Raw genomic sequence first — 21,962 nt, forward strand, 5'->3', positions numbered from 1 at the left:
CTTAGATGTCCAAAACTTGTGGCTGTTGAGCAGCATGCGGATGCTCAGTACCAGCGTACACTTTCATTTTTTTGATCATTGCATAACCAAGAGGACCTTTTGGTAACATGCCTTTAACCGCTTTTTCAAGAACAGCTTCAGGTTTGTGCGCGATTAACTTCTCGAAGTTAGTCTCACGGATACCACCAGGGAAACCAGTATGGCGATAATATTTCTTATCAAGTGATTTTTTACCAGTCACTTGAACTTGTTCAGCATTAATCACAACGATGTAATCGCCAGTGTCAACGTGAGGAGTATAAGAAGTTTTGTGCTTACCGCGTAAACGACGAGCGATTTCAGTCGCAAGGCGACCTAAAGTTTTGCCAGAAGCATCAACAACATACCAGTCATGTTGAACTTCAGCTGGCTTAGCGCTGAGAGTTTTCATTAAACCACTACCTATTATAGTTGGTTTGGACTATGGAATCTGTCCAAACAAAAGGAGCGAGCATTCTAAACGAGTTTGTTCAAAGTCACAAGAAAAATCCAGTTTAAGCTAGATAATTTAATCCATAAACTGATGAATGTCAGATATGTTAAAATCAGACAAATTTTCGTTATGTGTCTGGGGTGATTGTGCTGCCATTATATGTCACTTCTGGTGAACCGGCTGGTATTGGACCGGATATTTGTTTGAGCTTAGCTAAGCGGGTCGATCAGCGACCAGTTGTGATCTTGGGTGATCGAGACTTATTAGCGCAACGCGCCCAAAAACTTGGTGTGGATATTCAATTTATAGAATATACCGGACAGCCTGAATCATCCTCTCTGAATGAACTTTATATAGAGCATGTGCCTTTAGAAATGGCGGTTGTTGATGGTCAATTAAATCCAGAAAATGCAGCTTATGTATTAGAACAACTACGTCGTTCAGCTGATTACGCAATGTCTGGTAAAAGTGTCGGGGTCGCTACGGCACCCGTGCAAAAATCGGTTATCAATGATGCTGGTATTTTGTTTAGTGGCCACACTGAATACTATCAAGAGTCTGCAGGTGTAGAGCGTGTCGTTATGATGCTTGCAACCAAAACCTTGCGTGTTGCTTTAGCAACCACACATTTACCCTTAAGAGATGTAGCAGATGCAATTACCAAAGAACGGTTGCATCAGGTTATTGATATTTTACTACACGACTTAAAAACAAAATTTAAAATTACAGATCCACGTGTACTCGTGTGTGGTTTAAATCCGCATGCAGGTGAAGATGGCTATTTGGGTCGTGAAGAGATTGAGACTATTAATCCGGTACTTGAAAGTTATCGGGCGCAAGGGATTAAGATGAGTTTAAGCTTGCCGGCAGATACCTTATTTACCCCCGAACATCTTAAAAATGCAGATGCTGTACTTGCCATGTACCATGATCAAGGTTTACCTGTGTTAAAATCACAAGGGTTTGGTGAAGCCATCAATATTACATTGGGTTTGCCGTTCATTCGAACTTCGGTTGACCATGGCACTGCATTGTCTTTGGCTGGGACTGGTTTGGCAAAAAGCTCAAGTTTAAATGTCGCTGTTGATTTAGCTTTATCTTTAGCAGCGAGCTAAATTTTTCATGTTGGAAATGTTCTATGTATCAAATTAATGCCCTAAACCCGAAAGATGAAGGGCATAAAGCTCGTAAACGTTTTGGTCAAAACTTCTTACATGATCAGCGAGTCATTGCCAAAATTGTGCGCTCTGTAAGTCCGCGTACGGGTGACAATATTGTCGAGATTGGACCTGGTCTAGCTGCCTTAACCTCTCCTTTAATTGGGGAGTGTGATGCATTAACAGTGGTGGAGTTAGACCGTGACTTAGCTGCGGGTCTACCAGAACGTGTTCCACATCCTGAACGTTTGACGATTGTAGAAGCTGACGCATTAAAATATGACTTTAGTGAACTGGTAAAAGATGGTCGACCATTACGTGTAGTCGGCAACCTACCTTATAACATTTCAACCCCCTTACTTTTTCATCTCTTGGAATTTGGCAGCAAAGTTAAAGATATGCATTTTATGCTGCAAAAAGAGGTGGTTGACCGTATTACTGCTGAACCCAATACAAAAGAATATGGACGCTTGTCGGTAATGATTCAGTATTACTGCCAACCAACATTTTTATTTGAAGTACCAGCTGGTGCATTTAATCCACCACCTAAAGTAACGAGCGCTGTTTTCCGCCTTGTTCCTTATGATCAAAAGCCAATTACAGCAAAAGATGAAAAAGCTTTAGCTCGACTGGTCGCTCATGTATTTACTCAGCGCCGTAAAACATTAAGAAACAGTCTTAAGGGTATGATCGCAGAAGATGGCTTTGAAAAAGCTGGTGTTGATCCGATGGCTCGTCCAGAAACTTTAACACTTGCTCAATTTGTTGATTTGGCCGATCAAATGGTGCCGTAAATGACTAAGCGTTTTAACTATGTTATTGGTGATGTGCAGGGATGTTTTGAAGCTCTAAAAGCCTTGCTCAAAGAAATACGTTTTGATCCAGATCAAGACTTTTTATGGTTTGCTGGTGATTTAGTTGCACGTGGTGAAAACTCAGTAGGTGCATTGCGTTTTATTAAAAAGCTTGCTGATCGTGGGGCTGCTGCAACTGTACTTGGAAACCATGACCTGACTTTAATTGCGGGTGCTCGTGGCTTAAAAGAGATTAAAGTAAAAGATCGGACCCAAGACGTTATTGATGCGATTGATGGCGATGAGTTAATCGACTGGTTACGTAAACAGCCATTATGTTTATTGCCAAACGAGCATACGATCCTTACTCATGCTGGCATACCTTGTATTTGGGATGCACAAAAAACTGCAACGTTAGCAAAAGAGGTTGAGGCTGTACTCGCAAATGAAGATTTATCCGTGTTGGATGCTTTTTTAGCAGACATGTATGGTTCAGAACCAGATTTATGGGAAGATCACCTAACGGATTCGGCACGTTTACGTTGTATCACCAATTATTTGACTCGCATGCGTTTAACCAATGCAGAAGGGGCTTTAGAGTTTAGTTTTAAAGATTCTTTGGATGCGCCAATGCCGGAAGGTTATTTCCCTTGGTTTGAATTCTCGAGCAAAGCGGCACAAACTCATCAAATTATTTTTGGTCATTGGGCTGCGCTCGAGGGCAGAACTATTAATAAGCAGATTCAAAATATCGATGGTGGCTGTGTTTGGGGCAGAAAGTTAATGGCTTATCGACTTGAAGACAAAGAAATTTTTTCTGTTGAAAATCCTGTGCAAATATAAGAAAAGTAATTCTTATCCCAAGTTCCCAATAAAAAAGCCGCTTATGCGGCTTTTTTATTGGGAACTATTATTCTACTCGAATCCAGATTTGATTACGTCCCAAAGCTGAAACTCCGAGATAACCACGCATATGTAAACGTTTGCCCGTTGAACTAAGCTTTGCCTTAAGACCGTAAACTTTGCCAGTATTCGGATCTAAAATTTTACCGCCCGTATAGTTCAGTCCATCTGTCTGTTTTAAACCAGTTGCGATATCCAGACCTAAAATCGGTTTATTAGTATATGGCGCAGGGCAATTATCACAAATTTCTTTAGGCGTATAACCTGGGCGTGGCGTAAGTTTGACAATCTTCCCAGCATATGTCCCGTTCGCTTCTTTTCGTATTTCTACCTGTGCTTTGGGAGCACCAGTCTTATCATCAATTGTTTGCCAGAGACCTGTAATATCTGCCGCAAAGGTAGCAGTATTCATCCCCAATAAGAGCAAGGCTCCAATAAAAATTTTCCCCATAATTAAAAATCCTTTTAACTTTGAAAGGTCATCTTATTTGGAATTGATAGACCGTTCAACGTTTATTTAATCAACTTCTTAATTATGGAGTTCCAAAAGACAACATTAATGTTGGTAACCAAATTGCAGTAAATACACCATTCAATGCCATACCAAATGCAGCGTAGCGACCTGCAACGGGTCCACGTTGCCACGCTTGAGCTGTTCCTATGGCATGTGCAGCTAAACCTAAGGCTAATCCAGATGCTCTCTCATCATGAATATGTTTAAGTAAAAATGGTGAGAATGCTGCGCCAATTACTCCAGACAAAATAACAATAAGGGTCACCAGTGTTTCAGGAGCATGCAATAAAGTTGCGATATTAAGGGCAATTGGGGTAGTTACTGCACGGGTTGCAAATGCAAGAATGGTAGGTTCAGACATATGTAACAAGTATGCCAGCCCCATAGGTAGGGCAACGGCGCTAATACTTGCAAAAAGTAAAATACCAATGACCGATTTAATTGGAAGATCATCGTAGCGCATCGCAGCTAAAGGAATAGCTAAGGCTACGGTGACATAACCTAATAGATGACCAAATAAGTCATTCACATAAAGGCGATACTGCTCATATGGCACATGTAGAATTGAAAGTAAGCCAATTACAATGAACATACCGAAGACTAAAAGAGGAACTTGCGGAAAACGTCGGTTTAAAGGCTTTGCACAAAGATAACCAATAAGTGTGATCAAAAATCCATAGAAAATCGTAAACATTTTATTCCCCTTATAACCAACGTTTTGCCATTTTTGCATAGACCCACAAAGGTATAAGGGTGCTGACCACTAAAACGAAAAGAAATAATGGAATTTCCTTACCCATATGTACCAACATAATTAATGAGCCTGCACAGATGGGTAAAAAAGCGAAACCACTTTCTTTCATGATTTTATTATTGGTATCAACTATTCGAAGTGGAATTTTTTTAAACTTTCGCCAAATCAGTAAAATAATAAGTAAGCTGATTAAACCGACCAGATTACCTAATTCTGGATGACCAAAAGTATGCATGACGACAACAGAGCCTTCACGAAAACCAATAATGAGCAGTAGTGTGATTATCCATGCTGTCCAGTCTATACTTTTGATCTTATCCATATTTTTTATCTCTAAAAGTTTACTTATCAAGTTTTAACTGATCTCGCCCTTGATTTCAAACTCTTCCAAGGGGCGTTTAAATTGACTCGCGTGTTCTCCCAATATTTCATCTAAGGGCAGTTTTGCTTGGCGAATCAGCTTTTCCAACTTATGTGGTGCAATCTTCACATCAATATGTAATAAGCCAGCATCATCATAATGTTCAGACTCAATCACATTTAAGGCATAAAGCTGAGTGCGCAATTTGCCATAAGCTGGTTTAAGCACGAGTGAAAACTTTTGAATTTGCCCCATTAAGCATTCTTGTACTGCTTTTTGAAGTAAATCTAGGCCTTGGCCAGAATGAGCCGAAACATAAACTCGATCTGGGACGTGTGGCTCAGCATAAATAATTTTGGCTTCTTCACCACTTAGATCGATTTTGTTATATACCCGAAGTACGGGAGCATCAGCACCAATTTCTTTTAATACACCTTCAACTGCTTCAATTTGGTCGAGCATGTCATGGCTATTACTATCAATAACATGCAGTAAAAGGGTAGCTTCAAGTGTTTCTTCAAGTGTTGCTTTGAATGATTCAACCAAATCATGCTGTAAGTTTCGTACAAAGCCTACTGTATCTGCTAGCACAACAGTCCCGATACCATCCCAGTCTAAACGGCGTAAGGTTGGATCGAGAGTTGCAAACAGTTGATCTGCTGCGTAGACATCACTATTAGCTAAAATATTAAATAAAGTCGATTTGCCCGCGTTGGTATAGCCTACTAATGAAACCGTTGGAATGGCTGCTTTTTGTCTTGCAGCACGTCCTTGCATACGAGTCTGATGTACTTTGTCTAATTTATCTTTTAATTGGGTAATACGAACACGAATGAGACGGCGATCTGTTTCTAGTTGTGTTTCACCAGGGCCACGTAAGCCAATACCACCTTTTTGCTGTTCAAAGTCGGCAGACCAACCGCGAATAAGGCGCGTAGATAAATGTTTAAGCTGAGCAAGTTCGACCTGTAACTTACCCTCATGCGTGCGGGCACGCAGCGCAAAAATATCTAAAATTAAGCCTGTACGGTCAATAACTCGGCATTTTAATATTCTTTCTAAATTTCGTTCTTGAGCAGGGGATAATGCATGGTCAAAAATAACTAGACTCGCTTCTAGTTCCTGCACTTGCTCTGCAATTTCTTCGACTTTTCCTGAACCGATAAAAAATTTAGGGTTAGGCTTATTACGCTGAACCTTAATATGTTCAAGGATATCTGCACCCGCAGACTGTGCAAGTAGAGCAAACTCTTCGGCATCCAGATCATCTAATAATTGTACAGAAACACTCACTAAGATTGTGCGTTCACCGCCTTGATGCCGATCAACATATTCCACGTGGCTATAAATCCTGAAAATGGGAAAACTTTATTCTAGAGGAAACTTAAGCAAAAGGGGAAAGCGTTTGTTCTTATCCTTTAGATTAGTGATATGAAGTCAATATAATGTTCAGATTTATTTTATTTGCCGTGTTCTAACGTCAATGCAAGTTTATTCTGAAACGTATAGAATGACTTGAGATGGGTATAACAAAGATTAATCGTTAGTGAAATTTTATGGCTCAAACGCAAAGTATAGTTAATTCAACGTTAAAGAAGTTATCAAAAATAGGTTTATACGGAAAAAAGGTCACTTCTGCCACGGCCGCAATTAGTGAAGGTTTTTATCTAGTTTATCGACATGGGCTTTATAAAGATCCTAATAATCCTGTTAATACACGTTATGTCCAATATTTTTGCCGCCGTTTATGTCAGGTTTTCAATTTAGATATAGAAGTACATGGCACAATTCCGAGAGAACCAGCTTTATGGGTAAGTAACCACATTTCTTGGTTAGATGTTGCGGTTTTAGGTTCAGGTGCGCGAGTTTTCTTTCTTGCTAAAGCTGAAATTGAAAATTGGCCTATTCTCGGAAACTTAGCCAAAAGTGGTGGAACTTTATTTATTAAACGTGGATCTGGCGATTCCGTCAGAATTCGTGAGCAAATTACTGAATTTTTAAAACAGAATATTCCAGTATTATTTTTCCCTGAAGCGACGACTACAGATGGGCACTCTGTTAAAAAAGTTCATGGACGATTACTGGGTGCAGCGATTGAAGCACAACGTCCGGTACAAGTATGTTTGATTTGCTATGTAAACCGCGATGGAGAGCTAGATAAAGTTGCGCCATTTATTGGTGACATGACTTTTGCCGAACATATTCAACGTGTACTTGAAATGCCGAAGGTAACCGCTCATTTGTTAACTTTGTCTCCAATTTCAGTGGAAGGACATGATGTCAAAAGTCTAACGCGTGAAGTTCAAGAAAAAATGGTAGAAGGTTTGGCCCAACTACATCAAAAAGTACTTAAGCCAAAAAATTAATTACATAAATCCTTCGATTGGCAGCCATGAAAGAAACTTCATGCTTGCTTTTTGCCACCACTTCATCTCTGGTTCCTGTCTATAAATTACAGGACCATTTGGAGTTTCTTGCTGCCAATAAATACGGTTGTTAGCATCGAGCTTTAACTTATATGCATACTTATTTAAATTTTCATCCATCGTATGGTGAATGGTTTTAGCTAATGCGGGGCTATCTAAAATTACACCAATTTCAGTATTTAAATAAGCTGAGCGTGGATCAAAGTTAAATGAACCAATAAAAACTTGTTCATCCAATGCCATAAGTTTGGTATGCAAACTTGAACGGCTTAATCCTTTCATATTTACTTTAGCTTTAGTGGCAAGCTCATCCGTATTTTTATTTAAATCTCTTTTATCGGGTGTCGGTAAAAACTCATAAAGTTGTACGCCGTTTTTAAGCAGCTCTTTACGGTATTTTCCATAAAAGGCATGTACGACAGCGACGTCATTCGCTTTAAAAGAGTTCGTTAAAACTCGAACCTCAACACCGTCTTTAGCAAGCGTACTTAAAATCTTAGCACCTTGTTTTTCAGGAATAAAATAGGCTGAGATTAAGTCAACGTTACTTTCTGGCTTTTCCAGGTGATTAATTAACTGAAAATTTAAGTGCTCTTCTTTTTTAGCTTTTGATTTGATTTTATCAGGTGAGTCTTTAACGACTTCCGCTTTTACCCAATCAAATCGAATATTGTGATTTAACCATTGATCAAATGCATGAGATTTTGAGGTTAAATTTAGAAAGTTTTGAACCGTAGCTTGTTGGTAATGCGCTTCAAGTTGTTCTTTTAAGCCTTCATAGCGTAAACGGTGCTGCTCAGGACTTACAATACTCTGAACTGAATATGCATATTCATGATTCCAGTAGTCATCGAACGAATTGACGATATCATCAACAGCAGCGCCGACTAACATTACATCGACATCAGAAAATTGATAGCTATCGCTGACATTGTAATATTGATTGGTCATGTTACGCCCACCAATAAGGGCAACTTCATTGTCGGCAATAAAACTTTTATTGTGCATACGACGATTGATACGTTTTAAATCCAGCACCATATCCATTGCACGGTATTTGCGGAAACGGTATGGATTAAAAAGTTTAACTTCAATATTTTTATGCTGAGAAAGGGCCAGTAAAATCCCTTCCATTTTTTTTGCATTATTATCATCAATAAGAAGTCGGACTTTTACACCTCGATCAGCTGCACGAATAATTGCGTGCAAGGCTAAAGCTCCAACTTTGTCATTGTCCCAAATGTAATATTGTAAATCTAAAGTCTTTTCAGCTTTATCAATTAATCTGAGTCGGGCTGCTAGAGCCTCCAACGGATCATTTAAAACATGGAAACCCGTTAACTTAGGATTCTGCTGACGTAAAGGTGTAATAATTTTGGCAAGTGAAGTCTCAGAGGTGTCAATATCTTTTGCATATTGTACTGGCTCAACACCATGCTTTGGCAGAGTGCTACATCCTGTCAAACCCACAGCGAAACTTGAACATAGGACTATAGAGGCTTTTATCAAAAAGCCTTTAGCTTGTTGATTCGTTTGAAGCTGTTTGGAAGGAAAGGATTGTGCCATAATCAGTACATACGATAAGGTGAGCTAGAGTATAATTCGTGCATATTGAAAGATAAATATTGAATTTGATTACTAGCAATCAATACAAGATAAGTCGAGAGTCGTAATGTGGAATCCAAATTCAATCATTTTTTGTTTTTATTTTATTTTTTCAATACTTGCTTTATGGGGAATTTCTGAGGCTTGGATTCATCAATCGCGAACCGAGACGATTCATCCATTTAAAGCTTTTGTGCATCTACTCGCATTTTATCTCTCTTATCTACTTATCCCTCTCTGGTTTTTTAATTTATACGCCGCTTGGATTGGTTACTACTCAATTCATCAAGGCATTTTCATCTTTTTCTTGAGTGGTGTGCTAATTTACGCCCGATTTATCGAGCCTCATCTAGTCCGTGTCGATACTCATCAATATCGCTTAAACCCAGACCGTAGTTTTGATAAGCCAGTAAAAGTAGCACTAATTGCAGATTTACATATTGGTTTATTTTCAGGACATGAACGTCAGCTCAAAACTATAGTTAGAAAATTAAATGAGCAGCAACCTGATTTAGTTGTAGTCGCGGGTGATTGGACATATGAACCTGAAGATAGATTAATTGAAGAGTTAAGTGTTTTAAAAGAAATTCAGGCGCCTGTATATTCGGTTCCAGGAAATCATGATGAGCAATATCCTGGACCGCCGATTCAACAACTATTAAAAGATGCACTTTTTTATAATGAAGTAATTGATATCGAAGGAAAGATTGTTGATTTTGAGGAATTTCGTTTGATTGGTATTGGTGATCTCTGGGCAGGGAAAACCGATATGCGTTCTATGCCAGATTTACCGCAAGACAAGCCTTGGTTAATTTTGTCTCATAATCCAGATACCGTTGATATGGTACCTAAATTACCGAGTCGACCATTAATGTTATCTGGGCATACTCATGGAGGGCAGGTGGAGCTTCCATGGGTGACTAATTATATTATGAAAAAAGTATCAATTTTAGGTCATAAGCGTGGATTTTACTCTCACGAGCATGCGGATGTCTTTGTAACCGTCGGCACAGGAATGGTTGGAATCCCTTTACGGTTTAGAGTACCGCCAACCATTGATATTATTGAGCTAATTTAAAATAAAAAAGCCAATCACAAAGGATTGGCTTTTTATTATGAACTAAATTTACTTATGGAATAACGACAATGGCAACACGTCGGTTAATTGCGCGATTTTCATTGGTTGTATTTGGCACATAAGGTTGTGTTGAACCACGACCAATCACATAAATATTTTCTTTTTTAAATCCACGAGCTAAGAAAAGGTTTGCCACACTTTGTGCGCGCTCTTCAGATAGCTTTTGGTTATAAGTAGCATCACCAACATCATCAGTGTGACCCACAATTTTCAATTTATTGAGGTCATATTTATTGAGTTGACTAGCTAGACGCACTAATTCAGCTTCATGACTTTGTTTTAACTCTGCATTATTAAAGTCAAATAACAAACGTTCTGGTAAACCTAAAGTCCATCCCTCATCAGTAAGAACAAAACCTTCTTTTTTGAGCAATTTTACTTGACGATATTTTAATGGACCAAAACTCAGGCACCCTGCAAGAGTAATGCATATCAATGCAATAAAGGAGAGTTTTAAATATCTTGTATTCATAGATTAGCCTAAATTTAATTTTCAGGTTTATAGATAAACCAGTGTTCATCCGAATTTTTAGCCTTATACATTGCTTGATCTGCTTGCATAATGAAATCTTCGGGGCTAGATGCATATTGTGATAAAGCAATACCTACACTAAAACTGAAGTAAATCGTTTGACCATTCAGATGCAAAGGTTCCTTACAGCTTTCGAGTAAATTTTCAGCAATAGATATTAAATGATCAGCATGACTAATGGAATGCAAAATGACAGCAAATTCATCGCCACCTAACCGCGCAATAAAATCTTGATGACGTAAACGAGTTTGCAGGCGATTCGCCATTTCCTTTAAAACTTCATCTCCAGCTAAATGACCAAATTGGTCATTAATCGATTTGAAGTTATTGTTATCTATAAATAATAGGGCAGACTTATTATCGAAACCTTTATCCTCAAACATGTCTAAAAGGATTTGGTAAAAATAATGTCTATTAGGCAATAAGGTGAGTTGGTCGTGATGAGCCTGAAAGGATAATTTGCGATTTTCCTTTTGTAACTGATTGTCCCATATCTGAATTTCTTCAAGTAACTCGTTAAAAACGGTATTCAAATCTTGAAATTCTTTAATTCGATTATAAGGAAAACGAAGATTATAAGCTTTTTGTTCACTTACAATTTGAGCAATATTAGTAAGCGGATAAATAGCCTGCATAATTTGACGATACGTTAAGTTTACTGACCACCACAAAGCACAAACAATAAACAACATTGCAATCGCAAGCCCCACCATAATCATTTTGAGGAACTGCAATATTTTTTCAGAACTACCAAAAAGTGTAAGTTCACCTACATTTTGTTCATGATGATAAATTTTAAGATGAACAGGCTCATTTAAAAATAAGTGATCAAACCAACCTTCCAAAATTGAAGTCTGACTTGATAATTTAAAACTTTGGGCAATTAAATGATGTTCTGAATCATAAATATGAATAGTACGAATTGAATGGTCATTCGTATACTCATTCAAAATTTGTTCTATGGTAATTTTATCATTGAATACGACTGCGGGTTGAATACGCTCCAACAGAGTATGGCTGAGCAATTGTAAATTCTGTTTAGCATAAGTTTCCATTGTAAAAACAGAAATTGATACAAATGTAAAAGAGCAAATAAAAAAAGTAATTGCAAAAATAGTAAATTGAGATTTTCTAAATAATGCATGCAGTGAAGTGGACTGATACAACTTTGATATCATCATCCTTACTCCGCATTCTTAGCCAAGAGCAATACTCTCGGATCAATATGAACTTTGGAGTGACTTAAAGCATCTAAGTTAACTTTAAAAGTAGTGTAATTATTTTGAGTATATAAACAAAAGATACTTCCTATTTCGCAATCTGAATTATTAATGCTTAGAGACAGTAAAGAACGATAAGGATAGCTCTGAATAAGGCTTTGCTGTTGTTGTGGAGAGGTTGTAGAAAAATAGACAGCCTGACAATGGGACCGGGCAAAATCTTTCGCGTTTACAGTTTGAACACGATAATTATAAGACATTTGCTGGATATAAGACTGAAAGGTAGATGTAATAGAGGGGTTATCAATCACACAAAGAGTAGGGGTATTTACATTCTCCCACTTACTGTAGCTTAAAATAGATAAAGTAAGCACATAGAAGTTATGTTTTGAATTGGCATAACAAGGCCCACTCGTAGCAAACACTACAAGTATGCAAACAAATACTTTTTTAGCGAACTGCCACATGGTGAGTTAATGCCAAACTATTGCACGAATAATCTATTCTACATGAAGTTGATAACTTAAAAAAAGTTTAATATCTCATCTAAAATTGACTAAAAAGCCTAAAAAGTATCCAGTTGATGGTATTGATTTAAAAAAGGGGTTGCAAAGGGAATTGGATGGTCTATAATGCACATCCATCGGCGGTGATGCAGATAGAAACTTGTTGAAAAACAGTTACTTGTGATTAGATTGGTTGCTTTAAGTGATGAATTTGATGAGAAGTTGGTTTAGAGGATAAGTTTTAAAAATATCGAAATTACCTGTTGACTTTTAAGAGATTAAGAGTAATATAGCCGACCTAGCTTGCTGGTGACGAACCAGTAAGAAGATCATTAAGAGAATTGAAGAACAACTTGTGTGGATTTTTACTGATTGATTAATCGAAATAATTTTCATTGATTGATTGGTTTAAATTACTCGAAGTTTATTTGAGCGAAATTTAAGTCAGTAATTGATGAGCCAGAATTGGCACCTTGTCTTTAATAAGGTGCAAAATGATTTTAACTGAAGAGTTTGATCATGGCTCAGATTGAACGCTGGCGGCAGGCTTAACACATGCAAGTCGAGCGGGGTGATGGTGCTTGCACTATCACCTAGCGGCGGACGGGTGAGTAATGCTTAGGAATCTGCCTATTAGTGGGGGACAACATTTCGAAAGGAATGCTAATACCGCATACGTCCTACGGGAGAAAGCAGGGGATCTTCGGACCTTGCGCTAATAGATGAGCCTAAGTCGGATTAGCTAGTTGGTGGGGTAAAGGCCTACCAAGGCGACGATCTGTAGCGGGTCTGAGAGGATGATCCGCCACACTGGGACTGAGACACGGCCCAGACTCCTACGGGAGGCAGCAGTGGGGAATATTGGACAATGGGCGCAAGCCTGATCCAGCCATGCCGCGTGTGTGAAGAAGGCCTTATGGTTGTAAAGCACTTTAAGCGAGGAGGAGGCTACTTTAGATAATACCTAGAGATAGTGGACGTTACTCGCAGAATAAGCACCGGCTAACTCTGTGCCAGCAGCCGCGGTAATACAGAGGGTGCAAGCGTTAATCGGATTTACTGGGCGTAAAGCGCGCGTAGGCGGCTAATTAAGTCAAATGTGAAATCCCCGAGCTTAACTTGGGAATTGCATTCGATACTGGTTAGCTAGAGTGTGGGAGAGGATGGTAGAATTCCAGGTGTAGCGGTGAAATGCGTAGAGATCTGGAGGAATACCGATGGCGAAGGCAGCCATCTGGCCTAACACTGACGCTGAGGTGCGAAAGCATGGGGAGCAAACAGGATTAGATACCCTGGTAGTCCATGCCGTAAACGATGTCTACTAGCCGTTGGGGCCTTTGAGGCTTTAGTGGCGCAGCTAACGCGATAAGTAGACCGCCTGGGGAGTACGGTCGCAAGACTAAAACTCAAATGAATTGACGGGGGCCCGCACAAGCGGTGGAGCATGTGGTTTAATTCGATGCAACGCGAAGAACCTTACCTGGCCTTGACATAGTAAGAACTTTCCAGAGATGGATTGGTGCCTTCGGGAACTTACATACAGGTGCTGCATGGCTGTCGTCAGCTCGTGTCGTGAGATGTTGGGTTAAGTCCCGCAACGAGCGCAACCCTTTTCCTTATTTGCCAGCGAGTAATGTCGGGAACTTTAAGGATACTGCCAGTGACAAACTGGAGGAAGGCGGGGACGACGTCAAGTCATCATGGCCCTTACGGCCAGGGCTACACACGTGCTACAATGGTCGGTACAAAGGGTTGCTACCTAGCGATAGGATGCTAATCTCAAAAAGCCGATCGTAGTCCGGATTGGAGTCTGCAACTCGACTCCATGAAGTCGGAATCGCTAGTAATCGCGGATCAGAATGCCGCGGTGAATACGTTCCCGGGCCTTGTACACACCGCCCGTCACACCATGGGAGTTTGTTGCACCAGAAGTAGCTAGCCTAACTGCAAAGAGGGCGGTTACCACGGTGTGGCCGATGACTGGGGTGAAGTCGTAACAAGGTAGCCGTAGGGGAACCTGCGGCTGGATCACCTCCTTAACGAAAGATTGACGATTGGTAAGAATCCACAACAAGTTGTTCTTCATAGATGTATCTGAGGGTCTGTAGCTCAGTTGGTTAGAGCACACGCTTGATAAGCGTGGGGTCACAAGTTCAAGTCTTGTCAGACCCACCATGACTTTGACTGGTTAAAGTTATAGATAAAAGATACATGACTGATGATGTAAGCTGGGGACTTAGCTTAGTTGGTAGAGCGCCTGCTTTGCACGCAGGAGGTCAGGAGTTCGACTCTCCTAGTCTCCACCAGAACTTAAGAGAAGTTCGGATTACAGAAATTAGTAAATAGAGATTTTAGGATCTTGGTTTATTAACTTCTGTGATTTAAGTATCACGGTATTAAGCATGACCTGACGAAGGCATGTTTATTCATTAACAGATTGGCAAAATTGAGTCTGAAATAAATTGTTCACTCAAGAGTTTAGATTAAGCAATTAATCTGAATGAATTGAGAACTAGCAAATTAACTGAATCAAGCGTTTTGGTATATGAATTTAGATTGAAGCTGTACAGTGTTTAAGTACACAGACAACAGATAGTAGCGATGAAGAATCGCACGGACAACACTCACTTGTAGGTGTTGACGACTGTTTGGGGTTGTATAGTCAAGTAATTAAGTGCATGTGGTGGATGCCTTGGCAGTCAGAGGCGATGAAAGACGTGATAGCCTGCGAAAAGCTCCGGGGAGGCGGCAAATATCCTTTGATCCGGAGATTTCTGAATGGGGGAACCCACCTACTTTAAGGTAGGTATTGCAACATGAATACATAGTGTTGCAAGGCGAACGAGGGGAAGTGAAACATCTCAGTACCCTTAGGAAAAGAAATCAATTGAGATTCCCTCAGTAGCGGCGAGCGAACGGGGATCAGCCCATTAAGTTATGTGTGTTTTAGTGGAACGCTCTGGGAAGTGCGAACGTAGAGGGTGATATTCCCGTACACGAAAGGGCACACATAATGATGACGAGTAGGGCGAGGCACGTGAAACCTTGTCTGAATATGGGGGGACCATCCTCCAAGGCTAAATACTCCTGACTGACCGATAGTGAACCAGTACCGTGAGGGAAAGGCGAAAAGAACCCCTGTGAGGGGAGTGAAATAGATCCTGAAACCGCATGCATACAAGCAGTGGGAGCCGACTTGTTCGGTGACTGCGTACCTTTTGTATAATGGGTCAGCGACTTATATTCAGTAGCGAGGTTAACCGTATAGGGGAGCCGTAGAGAAATCGAGTCTTAATAGGGCGTTTAGTTGCTGGGTATAGACCCGAAACCAGGCGATCTATCCATGAGCAGGTTGAAGGTTGGGTAACACTAACTGGAGGACCGAACCCACTGTCGTTGAAAAGCCAGGGGATGACTTGTGGATAGGGGTGAAAGGCTAATCAAGCCTGGTGATAGCTGGTTCTCCCCGAAAGCTATTTAGGTAGCGCCTCGGACGAATACCATAGGGGGTAGAGCACTGTTTCGGCTAGGGGGTCATCCCGACTTACCAAACCGATGCAAACTCCGAATACCTATGAGTACTATCCGGGAGACAGACTGCGGGTGCTAACGTCCGTAGTCAAGAGGAAAACAATCCAGACCGCCAGCTAAGGCCCCAAAATCATAGTTAAGTGGGAAACGATGTGGGAAGGCATAGACAGCTAGGAGGTTGGCTTAGAAGCAGCCACCCTTTAAAGAAAGCGTAATAGCTCACTAGTCGAGTCGGCCTGCGCGGAAGATGTAACGGGGCTAAAACTATGTGCCGAAGCTGCGGATTTGACATTAGTCAAGTGGTAGGGGAGCGTTCTGTAAGCCGATGAAGGTGTATTGAGAAGTATGCTGGAGGTATCAGAAGTGCGAATGCTGACGTGAGTAACGACAAAACGGGTGAAAAACCCGTTCGCCGAAAGACCAAGGGTTCCAGTCCAACGTTAATCGGGGCTGGGTGAGTCGACCCCTAAGGCGAGGCCGAAAGGCGTAGTCGATGGGAAATTGGTTAATATTCCAATACTTCTGTGTAATGCGATGAGAGGACGGAGAAGGTTAAGTCAGCCTGGCGTTGGTTGTCCAGGTGGAAGGATGTAGGTATGTATCTTAGGCAAATCCGGGGTACTCTATACTGAGATCCGATAGCAAGCTGTACTTGTACAGTGAAGTGGCTGATACCATGCTTCCAGGAAAAGTCTCTAAGCTTCAGTTACACAGGAATCGTACCCGAAACCGACACAGGTGGTCAGGTCGAGTAGACCAAGGCGCTTGAGAGAACTCTGCTGAAGGAACTAGGCAAAATGGTACCGTAACTTCGGGAGAAGGTACGCTGTTGTTGGTGATGGAACTTGCTTCCTGAGCTGACGACAGCCGCAGAAACCAGGCCGCTGCAACTGTTTATTAAAAACATAGCACTCTGCAAACACGAAAGTGGACGTATAGGGTGTGATGCCTGCCCGGTGCTGGAAGGTTAATTGATGGGGTTAGCGTAAGCGAAGCTCTTGATCGAAGCCCCAGTAAACGGCGGCCGTAACTATAACGGTCCTAAGGTAGCGAAATTCCTTGTCGGGTAAGTTCCGACCTGCACGAATGGCATAATGATGGCGGCGCTGTCTCCAGCAGAGGCTCAGTGAAATCGAAATCGCTGTGAAGATGCAGTGTACCCGCGGCTAGACGGAAAGACCCCGTGAACCTTTACTGCAGCTTGACACTGAACTTTGACCTTACTTGTGTAGGATAGGTGGGAGGCTTTGAAGTTGGAACGCTAGTTCCAATGGAGCCGTCCTTGAAATACCACCCTGGTAATGTTGAGGTTCTAACTCTGTCCCGTTATCCGGGACGAGGACCGTGTCTGGTGGGTAGTTTGACTGGGGCGGTCTCCTCCTAAAGAGTAACGGAGGAGTACGAAGGTGCGCTCAGCGTGGTCGGAAATCACGCGTAGAGTATAAAGGCAAAAGCGCGCTTAACTGCGAGACCCACAAGTCGAGCAGGTACGAAAGTAGGTCTTAGTGATCCGGTGGTTCTGTATGGAAGGGCCATCGCTCAACGGATAAAAGGTACTCTGGGGATAACAGGCTGATACCGCCCAAGAGTTCATATCGACGGCGGTGTTTGGCACCTCGATGTCGGCTCATCTCATCCTGGGGCTGAAGCAGGTCCCAAGGGTATGGCTGTTCGCCATTTAAAGAGGTACGCGAGCTGGGTTTAGAACGTCGTGAGACAGTTCGGTCCCTATCTACCGTGGGCGCTGGAAATTTGAGAGGATCTGCTCCTAGTACGAGAGGACCAGAGTGGACGAACCTCTGGTGTACCGGTTGTGACGCCAGTCGCATCGCCGGGTAGCTATGTTCGGAAGGGATAACCGCTGAAAGCATCTAAGCGGGAAGCCTACCTCAAGATAAGATTTCCCTAGGAATTTATTCCTCTAAAGAGCCGTTCGAGACTAGGACGTTGATAGGTTGGATGTGGAAGCATAGTGATATGTGAAGCTGACCAATACTAATTGCTCGTGAGGCTTGACTATACAACACCCAAGCAGTTGTATATGAAGCATCAATCGATTCATAAACATGCAAAGCAACTTGATTTAGTTATACTACTAGCTAAAATGAACAAATTCAGATTCAATCAGCCCGTCTGTCAAGATTTGGAAAACGCAACGTATCACACAGTGAATAAAACGAAGCAAGTATCCATACCAGTTGTGCTGGCGACCATAGCAAGAGTGAACCACCTGATCCCTTCCCGAACTCAGAAGTGAAACCTCTTAGCGCTGATGGTAGTGTGGGGTTACCCATGTGAGAGTAAGTCATCGCCAGCTCATTATTACAAACACCCCCACTCTTTGAGTGGGGGTGTTTTTTTATTGCCTAAAAAAATCTAAATATCTGACTAACTTTAGAATGAATTGTGATATAAAACACATTATTTAAAATGATAATAAGAGTTTTAATCATGAAATTTGTAAGATTTAAAATATTTTCCTCCATATTGGTTATAGTACTTAGTTGTAGTTCTATATATGCTAATGAAACTGAGAAAAGTTTATATAGTACAAAAGCCTTTTTAAATATTTGTGTGAGTTCGAGAGGAAATCCAGAATTAATAAATAAACAAGCAAAAAATATGGGATTTATCCAAATGCCTGATGAATATGCTGTACATTTTCTAAAAAATTATAATGGTCATGCTTGGATGATAAGTTCTTCTGAAGGAAAATTTGTTATTACTCAACTCGATAATGGAGTATGTTCAGTATTTATAAATAAAGGAAATTCAACTGAAATTCAAAACAATTTGGAAAGTTGGTTGCCTCCTGAATCTACTGGTCTAACTTATAAAAAGGAAATATCTAAAGATAAAAATTTAACCACAACAAATTATATTATTTCTAAAGATGGAAAGGTTTTAGAGACATGGATTTATACTAGTTCATCTGAAAAGAATGCTCCACTAGTTGTTATTATTTCTCATCAAATGAATTAATTAGAGAAAAAAGGAATGTGATGTATAGAAGAGCCAACTTTAATTAAAAGGGCTCTTCTAAAATTGGTTATTTCAGCTGTCTACGCGCATGTTTTAGAGCAGTTCGAAGGCCTTCTTCTAAAGTCGGGTGATAAAAAGGCTTCTCTAGAATATCGTTTAACGTTAACTCTTCCCCGATTATCCAGCTTAATAAATGAGCCATGTGTTCAGTTGCTTCTGTAAATAGTTCAGCACCTAGAAGCTTTTGGCTTTCTCTTTCTATATAAACTTCAATCGCTCCTTTATTTTTTCCAAGAACTATTGCTCTTCCTTGACGTTCATAAGAGGCTTCGCCTGTAATAAAATCTATACCTTCATCTTTTAGTTGCTTATAACTTTTTCCTACGATCGCCATTTCAGGATCACTAAATACAATTCCTAGTGGGGGAAGTGTTTTAATTGAATTAACTTGTGGATAATTCATACAGTTATAAACAACTTTTTTACCTTCATGGGCTGCTTCGTGTTGTATTGGTGTTGAGGTGTAAGCATCTCCGACAATAAAAATTGGATATGTACTTAACTGTTTGGTTTTAGCATTTATAGGTAATAACTTAATATCATTGAATGAATTATCAATATTTTCTAGTTTTAAAGTATCGAGTAAACTTGTACGGCCTGTTGCAGATAAAACATATTCAACTTGAAGAGTTTTCTCTTTTTTCTCAAGTTTGTAATTTAATAAAACGCTTTCATCACTGCATTTAACTTCACTTGGTAAAGTCTCGAATAGAATAGTTAGTTCTTTTCCGAGCTCTTTTTGTGCAAGTTGTTGAAGTCTAGAACTAGTTAATATTCCAATTCGTTTACTGCGAGCAAAGATTGTAGTTGCTACCCCTAAACGATGCATAGCTTGGGCGATTTCAAGTGCAATCACACCACTACCAATGATACCAATAGATTTAGGCAGTGTTTTCAACTCAAATATTTGATCTGTGGTTATAAGTCGGTTTCCAAGTTCTTTTTTCCAAGTTTTATCATAATTAGGAGTTGAACCCACCGCCAGAATAAAACTTTTTGATCGATACTGTTGCCCATTAACTTCTACAGTTTGTGCATCAATAAAATGTGCTTTACCAGAAATTTTATGCTCTGCAGGCCATTGTTCTACATCTTTTAATGTTGCTTGTGTAAAACGATCACGTAAAGTTTGTACATGCTCCATCACTTGTTCAGTATTAATTTTTGCAGATACATCCAAAGCAACCTCTTGAGCATTTTGAATGTCAAACATTCTGTTTGCTGTAGAGATGAGAACTTTACTTGGCATACAGCCTACACGAGCACAAGTGGTATCCCATGGCCCATCATTTATAATTAAAATCTTATTAGTATGTTTAACGGCTTCTTTATATGCGCTAATACCAGCAGTACCTGCACCAATAATAATAATATCGAACATTATGAATCCTGATATCTATAAATTTTTCATTTAATGAGTTACATAATAAAACATAATGTAATTTATGTTTACAGAGTGTGGTGAATATGATTACACTAATAAAATAAATAATTAAAAAATCTTATACCTTTAGGAAAGATTGGGGAAATGAAAAGTATGTATAAAAAACAACTTACCTTGAAGTTGTCAGCTATTGCTGTATCAATTATGTTAGCAAGTTGTGGTGGGGGCGGTGGTGATGGTTATTATCAAAATGGCTCATCCAATAGTAATTCATCTGAAAACAATAACAGTGGATCACAGCAGGCCACTGCTACAGCTTTAAAGATCGAATTAGATAAATTATCAGTTGCAGCGACGAATGATACTTTAACAGTTACGGTTAGAGCTTTAGACAAAAATAAAGGTGGTGTTGCTGGTGCTAATATTACTTTGGCGTTAGTTGATCCAACAAATAATGTATCTATAGAAGGGGTATCAACTCAAACTACAGATGCAGCAGGTAATGCTGTATACATTATAAAAACTCCAAAAACATCAAGTTCAATAAATGAGTTGGTGAAAAATGGTTTTAAATTAATTGTATCTACAAATAATGGTGCGCTTACTCAAGAACAGACTGTAACAGTAACAGGTAGCAATAGTACCGTTGAGGCTGATACCACTAGTATTGTATTGTTTGATGCTACAAAAACTTCTTTAAATGTTAGGGGAGACCAGACAACTGTTACATTAACAGCTGTAGATGCAAATGGTGCAACTTTAGCAAATCAAGCGATCACACTTAAAGTTAAAAATTCAGTCTCAAACGGCGTTAGATTTACACCAAATGCTACACAAACTGATGCAAATGGTCAGATCACCTATACTTTATCTTTTAATGAAAATCAAAGATCCTCATCATATAGTGTTGCTCAATTTGTAACAGATGATCTTGTTTTAGAAGCTAACTTTGGTCAATCAACAAAAATTTATACTTATAAACTCGATGTCGTTAATTCTGATGTACCAGTCGCAGTAGGTGCAATTGCTGTAGCATATAATCCGACAACTATGGAAGATACAACGGATGGAGTCTATTACTATAAAAATATCTCAGTACAAGTAACTGATGTGGATGGTAAACCGATACCAAATCAAGATGTAGTTATGGGAGTTAATGCTCTTGCCTACTATAAAGGTATATTTGATTTTTTTGACACTTCTAATCCTGCAGATGGTAAACCAGATGAGTATCTTCCTGCTATCAGAGTCGCATGTACTTCACCGGTTCAAGCTGTAAATATTAATGGTGATGTTATTAACCAATTAAAGCCGCTTAAAGAAAATTCTACAGTACAAGTTGTATCGTATATTAATAATGCTGGTACTGCTGCAACCAATAATAAATATACAACAGACGGGAACGGACGCTTTGACCTTAAGATTCAATATCCTAAAATTTATGCGTCTTGGTTAACTGTTCAGCTAACGGCTAAATCTACAGTTTCGGGAAGTTTAATTAAAGGGTCTACATCTCTTACTTTAGATTACTTGAAAAAGGATGTCACTGTGAGTGATCGTATTGCCCCGAATATATTAAGCCCATATGGCATAGATCCAAATTGTGCAAATGGTAATTAATAT

Annotated in this window: 17 protein-coding genes, 2 tRNA genes and 3 rRNA genes; 12 read left to right on the forward strand and 10 right to left on the reverse strand. The window is 39.9% G+C overall.

Annotated features, from left to right (window positions below; translation table 11 throughout):
- Window position 1: 1 nt before the first annotated feature.
- Window positions 2-430, reverse strand: coding sequence for a 50S ribosomal protein L13 (gene rplM / locus HLV59_RS02525; RefSeq protein ID WP_002117832.1), 429 nt, complete (start codon window positions 428-430; stop codon window positions 2-4).
- Between the two features lie 173 nt (window positions 431-603).
- Between rplM and pdxA the strand changes: the two genes are divergently transcribed.
- From pdxA to HLV59_RS02540, 3 genes are read left to right on the forward strand one after another with little or no spacing between them, the layout of a single operon-like run.
- Window positions 604-1,587, forward strand: a complete 984-nt coding sequence (gene pdxA / locus HLV59_RS02530; protein ID WP_171429267.1) for a 4-hydroxythreonine-4-phosphate dehydrogenase PdxA — start codon at window positions 604-606, stop codon at window positions 1,585-1,587.
- A gap of 23 nt (window positions 1,588-1,610) precedes the next feature.
- Entirely contained in the window at window positions 1,611-2,423 is an 813-nt protein-coding gene (gene rsmA / locus HLV59_RS02535; protein WP_171429268.1) for a 16S rRNA (adenine(1518)-N(6)/adenine(1519)-N(6))-dimethyltransferase RsmA, read from the forward strand.
- Window positions 2,424-3,266 carry a symmetrical bis(5'-nucleosyl)-tetraphosphatase gene (locus tag HLV59_RS02540; RefSeq protein ID WP_171429269.1) on the forward strand — a complete coding sequence of 281 codons (843 nt, stop codon included), beginning with the start codon at window positions 2,424-2,426 and terminating at the stop codon, window positions 3,264-3,266.
- Window positions 3,267-3,333: 67 nt separating this feature from the next.
- On the opposite strand, the gene HLV59_RS02545 is transcribed toward HLV59_RS02540, so the two are convergent.
- From HLV59_RS02545 to hflX, 4 genes are all read right to left on the reverse strand, one after another.
- Entirely contained in the window at window positions 3,334-3,777 is a 444-nt protein-coding gene (locus HLV59_RS02545; protein WP_057106796.1) for a DUF2147 domain-containing protein, read from the reverse strand.
- An 82-nt stretch (window positions 3,778-3,859) separates the two neighbouring features.
- Entirely contained in the window at window positions 3,860-4,534 is a 675-nt protein-coding gene (locus tag HLV59_RS02550; protein WP_031949380.1) for an LrgB family protein, read from the reverse strand.
- Between the two features lie 10 nt (window positions 4,535-4,544).
- Window positions 4,545-4,916, reverse strand: coding sequence for a hypothetical protein (locus tag HLV59_RS02555; RefSeq protein WP_151748718.1), 372 nt, complete (start codon window positions 4,914-4,916; stop codon window positions 4,545-4,547).
- A 33-nt stretch (window positions 4,917-4,949) separates the two neighbouring features.
- Complete coding sequence (gene hflX / locus HLV59_RS02560) at window positions 4,950-6,293, reverse strand: ribosome rescue GTPase HflX (RefSeq protein ID WP_031949376.1); 1,344 nt, start codon at window positions 6,291-6,293, stop codon at window positions 4,950-4,952.
- 218 nt (window positions 6,294-6,511) lie between these two features.
- Here hflX and HLV59_RS02565 point away from each other — a divergent pair, with 218 nt between their 5' ends.
- Window positions 6,512-7,321, forward strand: coding sequence for a lysophospholipid acyltransferase family protein (locus tag HLV59_RS02565; protein WP_171429270.1), 810 nt, complete (start codon window positions 6,512-6,514; stop codon window positions 7,319-7,321).
- On the opposite strand, the gene HLV59_RS02570 is transcribed toward HLV59_RS02565, so the two are convergent.
- Complete coding sequence (locus tag HLV59_RS02570; RefSeq protein WP_062849463.1) at window positions 7,322-8,947, reverse strand: phospholipase D family protein; 1,626 nt, start codon at window positions 8,945-8,947, stop codon at window positions 7,322-7,324.
- 106 nt (window positions 8,948-9,053) lie between these two features.
- On the opposite strand from HLV59_RS02570, the gene HLV59_RS02575 reads away from it, so the two are divergent.
- Window positions 9,054-10,064 carry a metallophosphoesterase gene (locus tag HLV59_RS02575; protein WP_087090368.1) on the forward strand — a complete coding sequence of 337 codons (1,011 nt, stop codon included), beginning with the start codon at window positions 9,054-9,056 and terminating at the stop codon, window positions 10,062-10,064.
- Window positions 10,065-10,116: 52 nt separating this feature from the next.
- Here HLV59_RS02575 and HLV59_RS02580 read toward each other — a convergent pair whose 3' ends face one another.
- The 3 genes from HLV59_RS02580 to HLV59_RS02590 are packed head-to-tail and all read right to left on the reverse strand — an operon-like array spanning window position 10,117 to window position 12,343.
- Window positions 10,117-10,596 (reverse strand): OmpA family protein, encoded by a 480-nt coding sequence (locus HLV59_RS02580; RefSeq protein WP_031949374.1) that lies wholly within the window; start codon window positions 10,594-10,596, stop codon window positions 10,117-10,119.
- Window positions 10,597-10,610: 14 nt separating this feature from the next.
- Entirely contained in the window at window positions 10,611-11,834 is a 1,224-nt protein-coding gene (locus tag HLV59_RS02585) for a sensor domain-containing diguanylate cyclase (RefSeq protein WP_016143508.1), read from the reverse strand.
- 5 nt (window positions 11,835-11,839) lie between these two features.
- Window positions 11,840-12,343 carry a YfiR family protein gene (locus tag HLV59_RS02590; protein ID WP_016143507.1) on the reverse strand — a complete coding sequence of 168 codons (504 nt, stop codon included), beginning with the start codon at window positions 12,341-12,343 and terminating at the stop codon, window positions 11,840-11,842.
- A gap of 540 nt (window positions 12,344-12,883) precedes the next feature.
- On the opposite strand from HLV59_RS02590, the gene HLV59_RS02595 reads away from it, so the two are divergent.
- The 6 genes from HLV59_RS02595 (at window position 12,884) to HLV59_RS18815 (ending at window position 18,895) form a co-directional block, all read left to right on the forward strand.
- Window positions 12,884-14,421, forward strand: a 16S ribosomal RNA gene (locus HLV59_RS02595).
- A gap of 59 nt (window positions 14,422-14,480) precedes the next feature.
- Window positions 14,481-14,557 (forward strand) — tRNA-Ile (locus HLV59_RS02600).
- 55 nt (window positions 14,558-14,612) lie between these two features.
- Window positions 14,613-14,688 (forward strand) — tRNA-Ala (locus HLV59_RS02605).
- A gap of 354 nt (window positions 14,689-15,042) precedes the next feature.
- A 23S ribosomal RNA gene (locus HLV59_RS02610) occupies window positions 15,043-17,933 on the forward strand.
- Window positions 17,934-18,115: 182 nt separating this feature from the next.
- Window positions 18,116-18,230, forward strand: a 5S ribosomal RNA gene (rrf, locus tag HLV59_RS02615).
- Together the 16S, 23S and 5S rRNA genes with 2 tRNA genes alongside form the textbook arrangement of a ribosomal RNA operon.
- A 134-nt stretch (window positions 18,231-18,364) precedes the next feature.
- Complete coding sequence (locus tag HLV59_RS18815; protein WP_407646321.1) at window positions 18,365-18,895, forward strand: NMCC_0638 family (lipo)protein; 531 nt, start codon at window positions 18,365-18,367, stop codon at window positions 18,893-18,895.
- Window positions 18,896-18,962: 67 nt separating this feature from the next.
- On the opposite strand, the gene HLV59_RS02630 is transcribed toward HLV59_RS18815, so the two are convergent.
- Complete coding sequence (locus HLV59_RS02630) at window positions 18,963-20,336, reverse strand: dihydrolipoyl dehydrogenase (RefSeq protein WP_171429271.1); 1,374 nt, start codon at window positions 20,334-20,336, stop codon at window positions 18,963-18,965.
- Between the two features lie 147 nt (window positions 20,337-20,483).
- Here HLV59_RS02630 and HLV59_RS02635 point away from each other — a divergent pair, with 147 nt between their 5' ends.
- Entirely contained in the window at window positions 20,484-21,959 is a 1,476-nt protein-coding gene (locus HLV59_RS02635; protein WP_171429272.1) for an Ig-like domain-containing protein, read from the forward strand.
- Window positions 21,960-21,962: the final 3 nt, after the last annotated feature.

This window comes from Acinetobacter lactucae (genome assembly GCF_013122135.1).
Classification (GTDB): domain Bacteria; phylum Pseudomonadota; class Gammaproteobacteria; order Pseudomonadales; family Moraxellaceae; genus Acinetobacter; species Acinetobacter lactucae.

Bases quoted from the DNA above. Each gene is read 5' to 3' on its own strand.
- rplM (WP_002117832.1), bottom strand. From the start codon at position 430: ATGAAAACTCTCAGCGCTAAGCCAGCTGAAGTTCAACATGACTGGTAT.
- rsmA (WP_171429268.1), top strand. From the start codon at position 1,611: ATGTATCAAATTAATGCCCTAAACCCGAAAGATGAAGGGCATAAAGCT.
- HLV59_RS02540 (WP_171429269.1), top strand. From the start codon at position 2,424: ATGACTAAGCGTTTTAACTATGTTATTGGTGATGTGCAGGGATGTTTT.
- HLV59_RS02545 (WP_057106796.1), bottom strand. From the start codon at position 3,777: ATGGGGAAAATTTTTATTGGAGCCTTGCTCTTATTGGGGATGAATACT.
- HLV59_RS02550 (WP_031949380.1), bottom strand. From the start codon at position 4,534: ATGTTTACGATTTTCTATGGATTTTTGATCACACTTATTGGTTATCTT.
- HLV59_RS02555 (WP_151748718.1), bottom strand. From the start codon at position 4,916: ATGGATAAGATCAAAAGTATAGACTGGACAGCATGGATAATCACACTA.
- HLV59_RS02565 (WP_171429270.1), top strand. From the start codon at position 6,512: ATGGCTCAAACGCAAAGTATAGTTAATTCAACGTTAAAGAAGTTATCA.
- HLV59_RS02570 (WP_062849463.1), bottom strand. From the start codon at position 8,947: ATGGCACAATCCTTTCCTTCCAAACAGCTTCAAACGAATCAACAAGCT.
- HLV59_RS02575 (WP_087090368.1), top strand. From the start codon at position 9,054: ATGTGGAATCCAAATTCAATCATTTTTTGTTTTTATTTTATTTTTTCA.
- HLV59_RS02580 (WP_031949374.1), bottom strand. From the start codon at position 10,596: ATGAATACAAGATATTTAAAACTCTCCTTTATTGCATTGATATGCATT.
- HLV59_RS02585 (WP_016143508.1), bottom strand. From the start codon at position 11,834: ATGATATCAAAGTTGTATCAGTCCACTTCACTGCATGCATTATTTAGA.
- HLV59_RS02590 (WP_016143507.1), bottom strand. From the start codon at position 12,343: ATGTGGCAGTTCGCTAAAAAAGTATTTGTTTGCATACTTGTAGTGTTT.
- HLV59_RS18815 (WP_407646321.1), top strand. From the start codon at position 18,365: ATGAAATTTGTAAGATTTAAAATATTTTCCTCCATATTGGTTATAGTA.
- HLV59_RS02630 (WP_171429271.1), bottom strand. From the start codon at position 20,336: ATGTTCGATATTATTATTATTGGTGCAGGTACTGCTGGTATTAGCGCA.
- HLV59_RS02635 (WP_171429272.1), top strand. From the start codon at position 20,484: ATGAAAAGTATGTATAAAAAACAACTTACCTTGAAGTTGTCAGCTATT.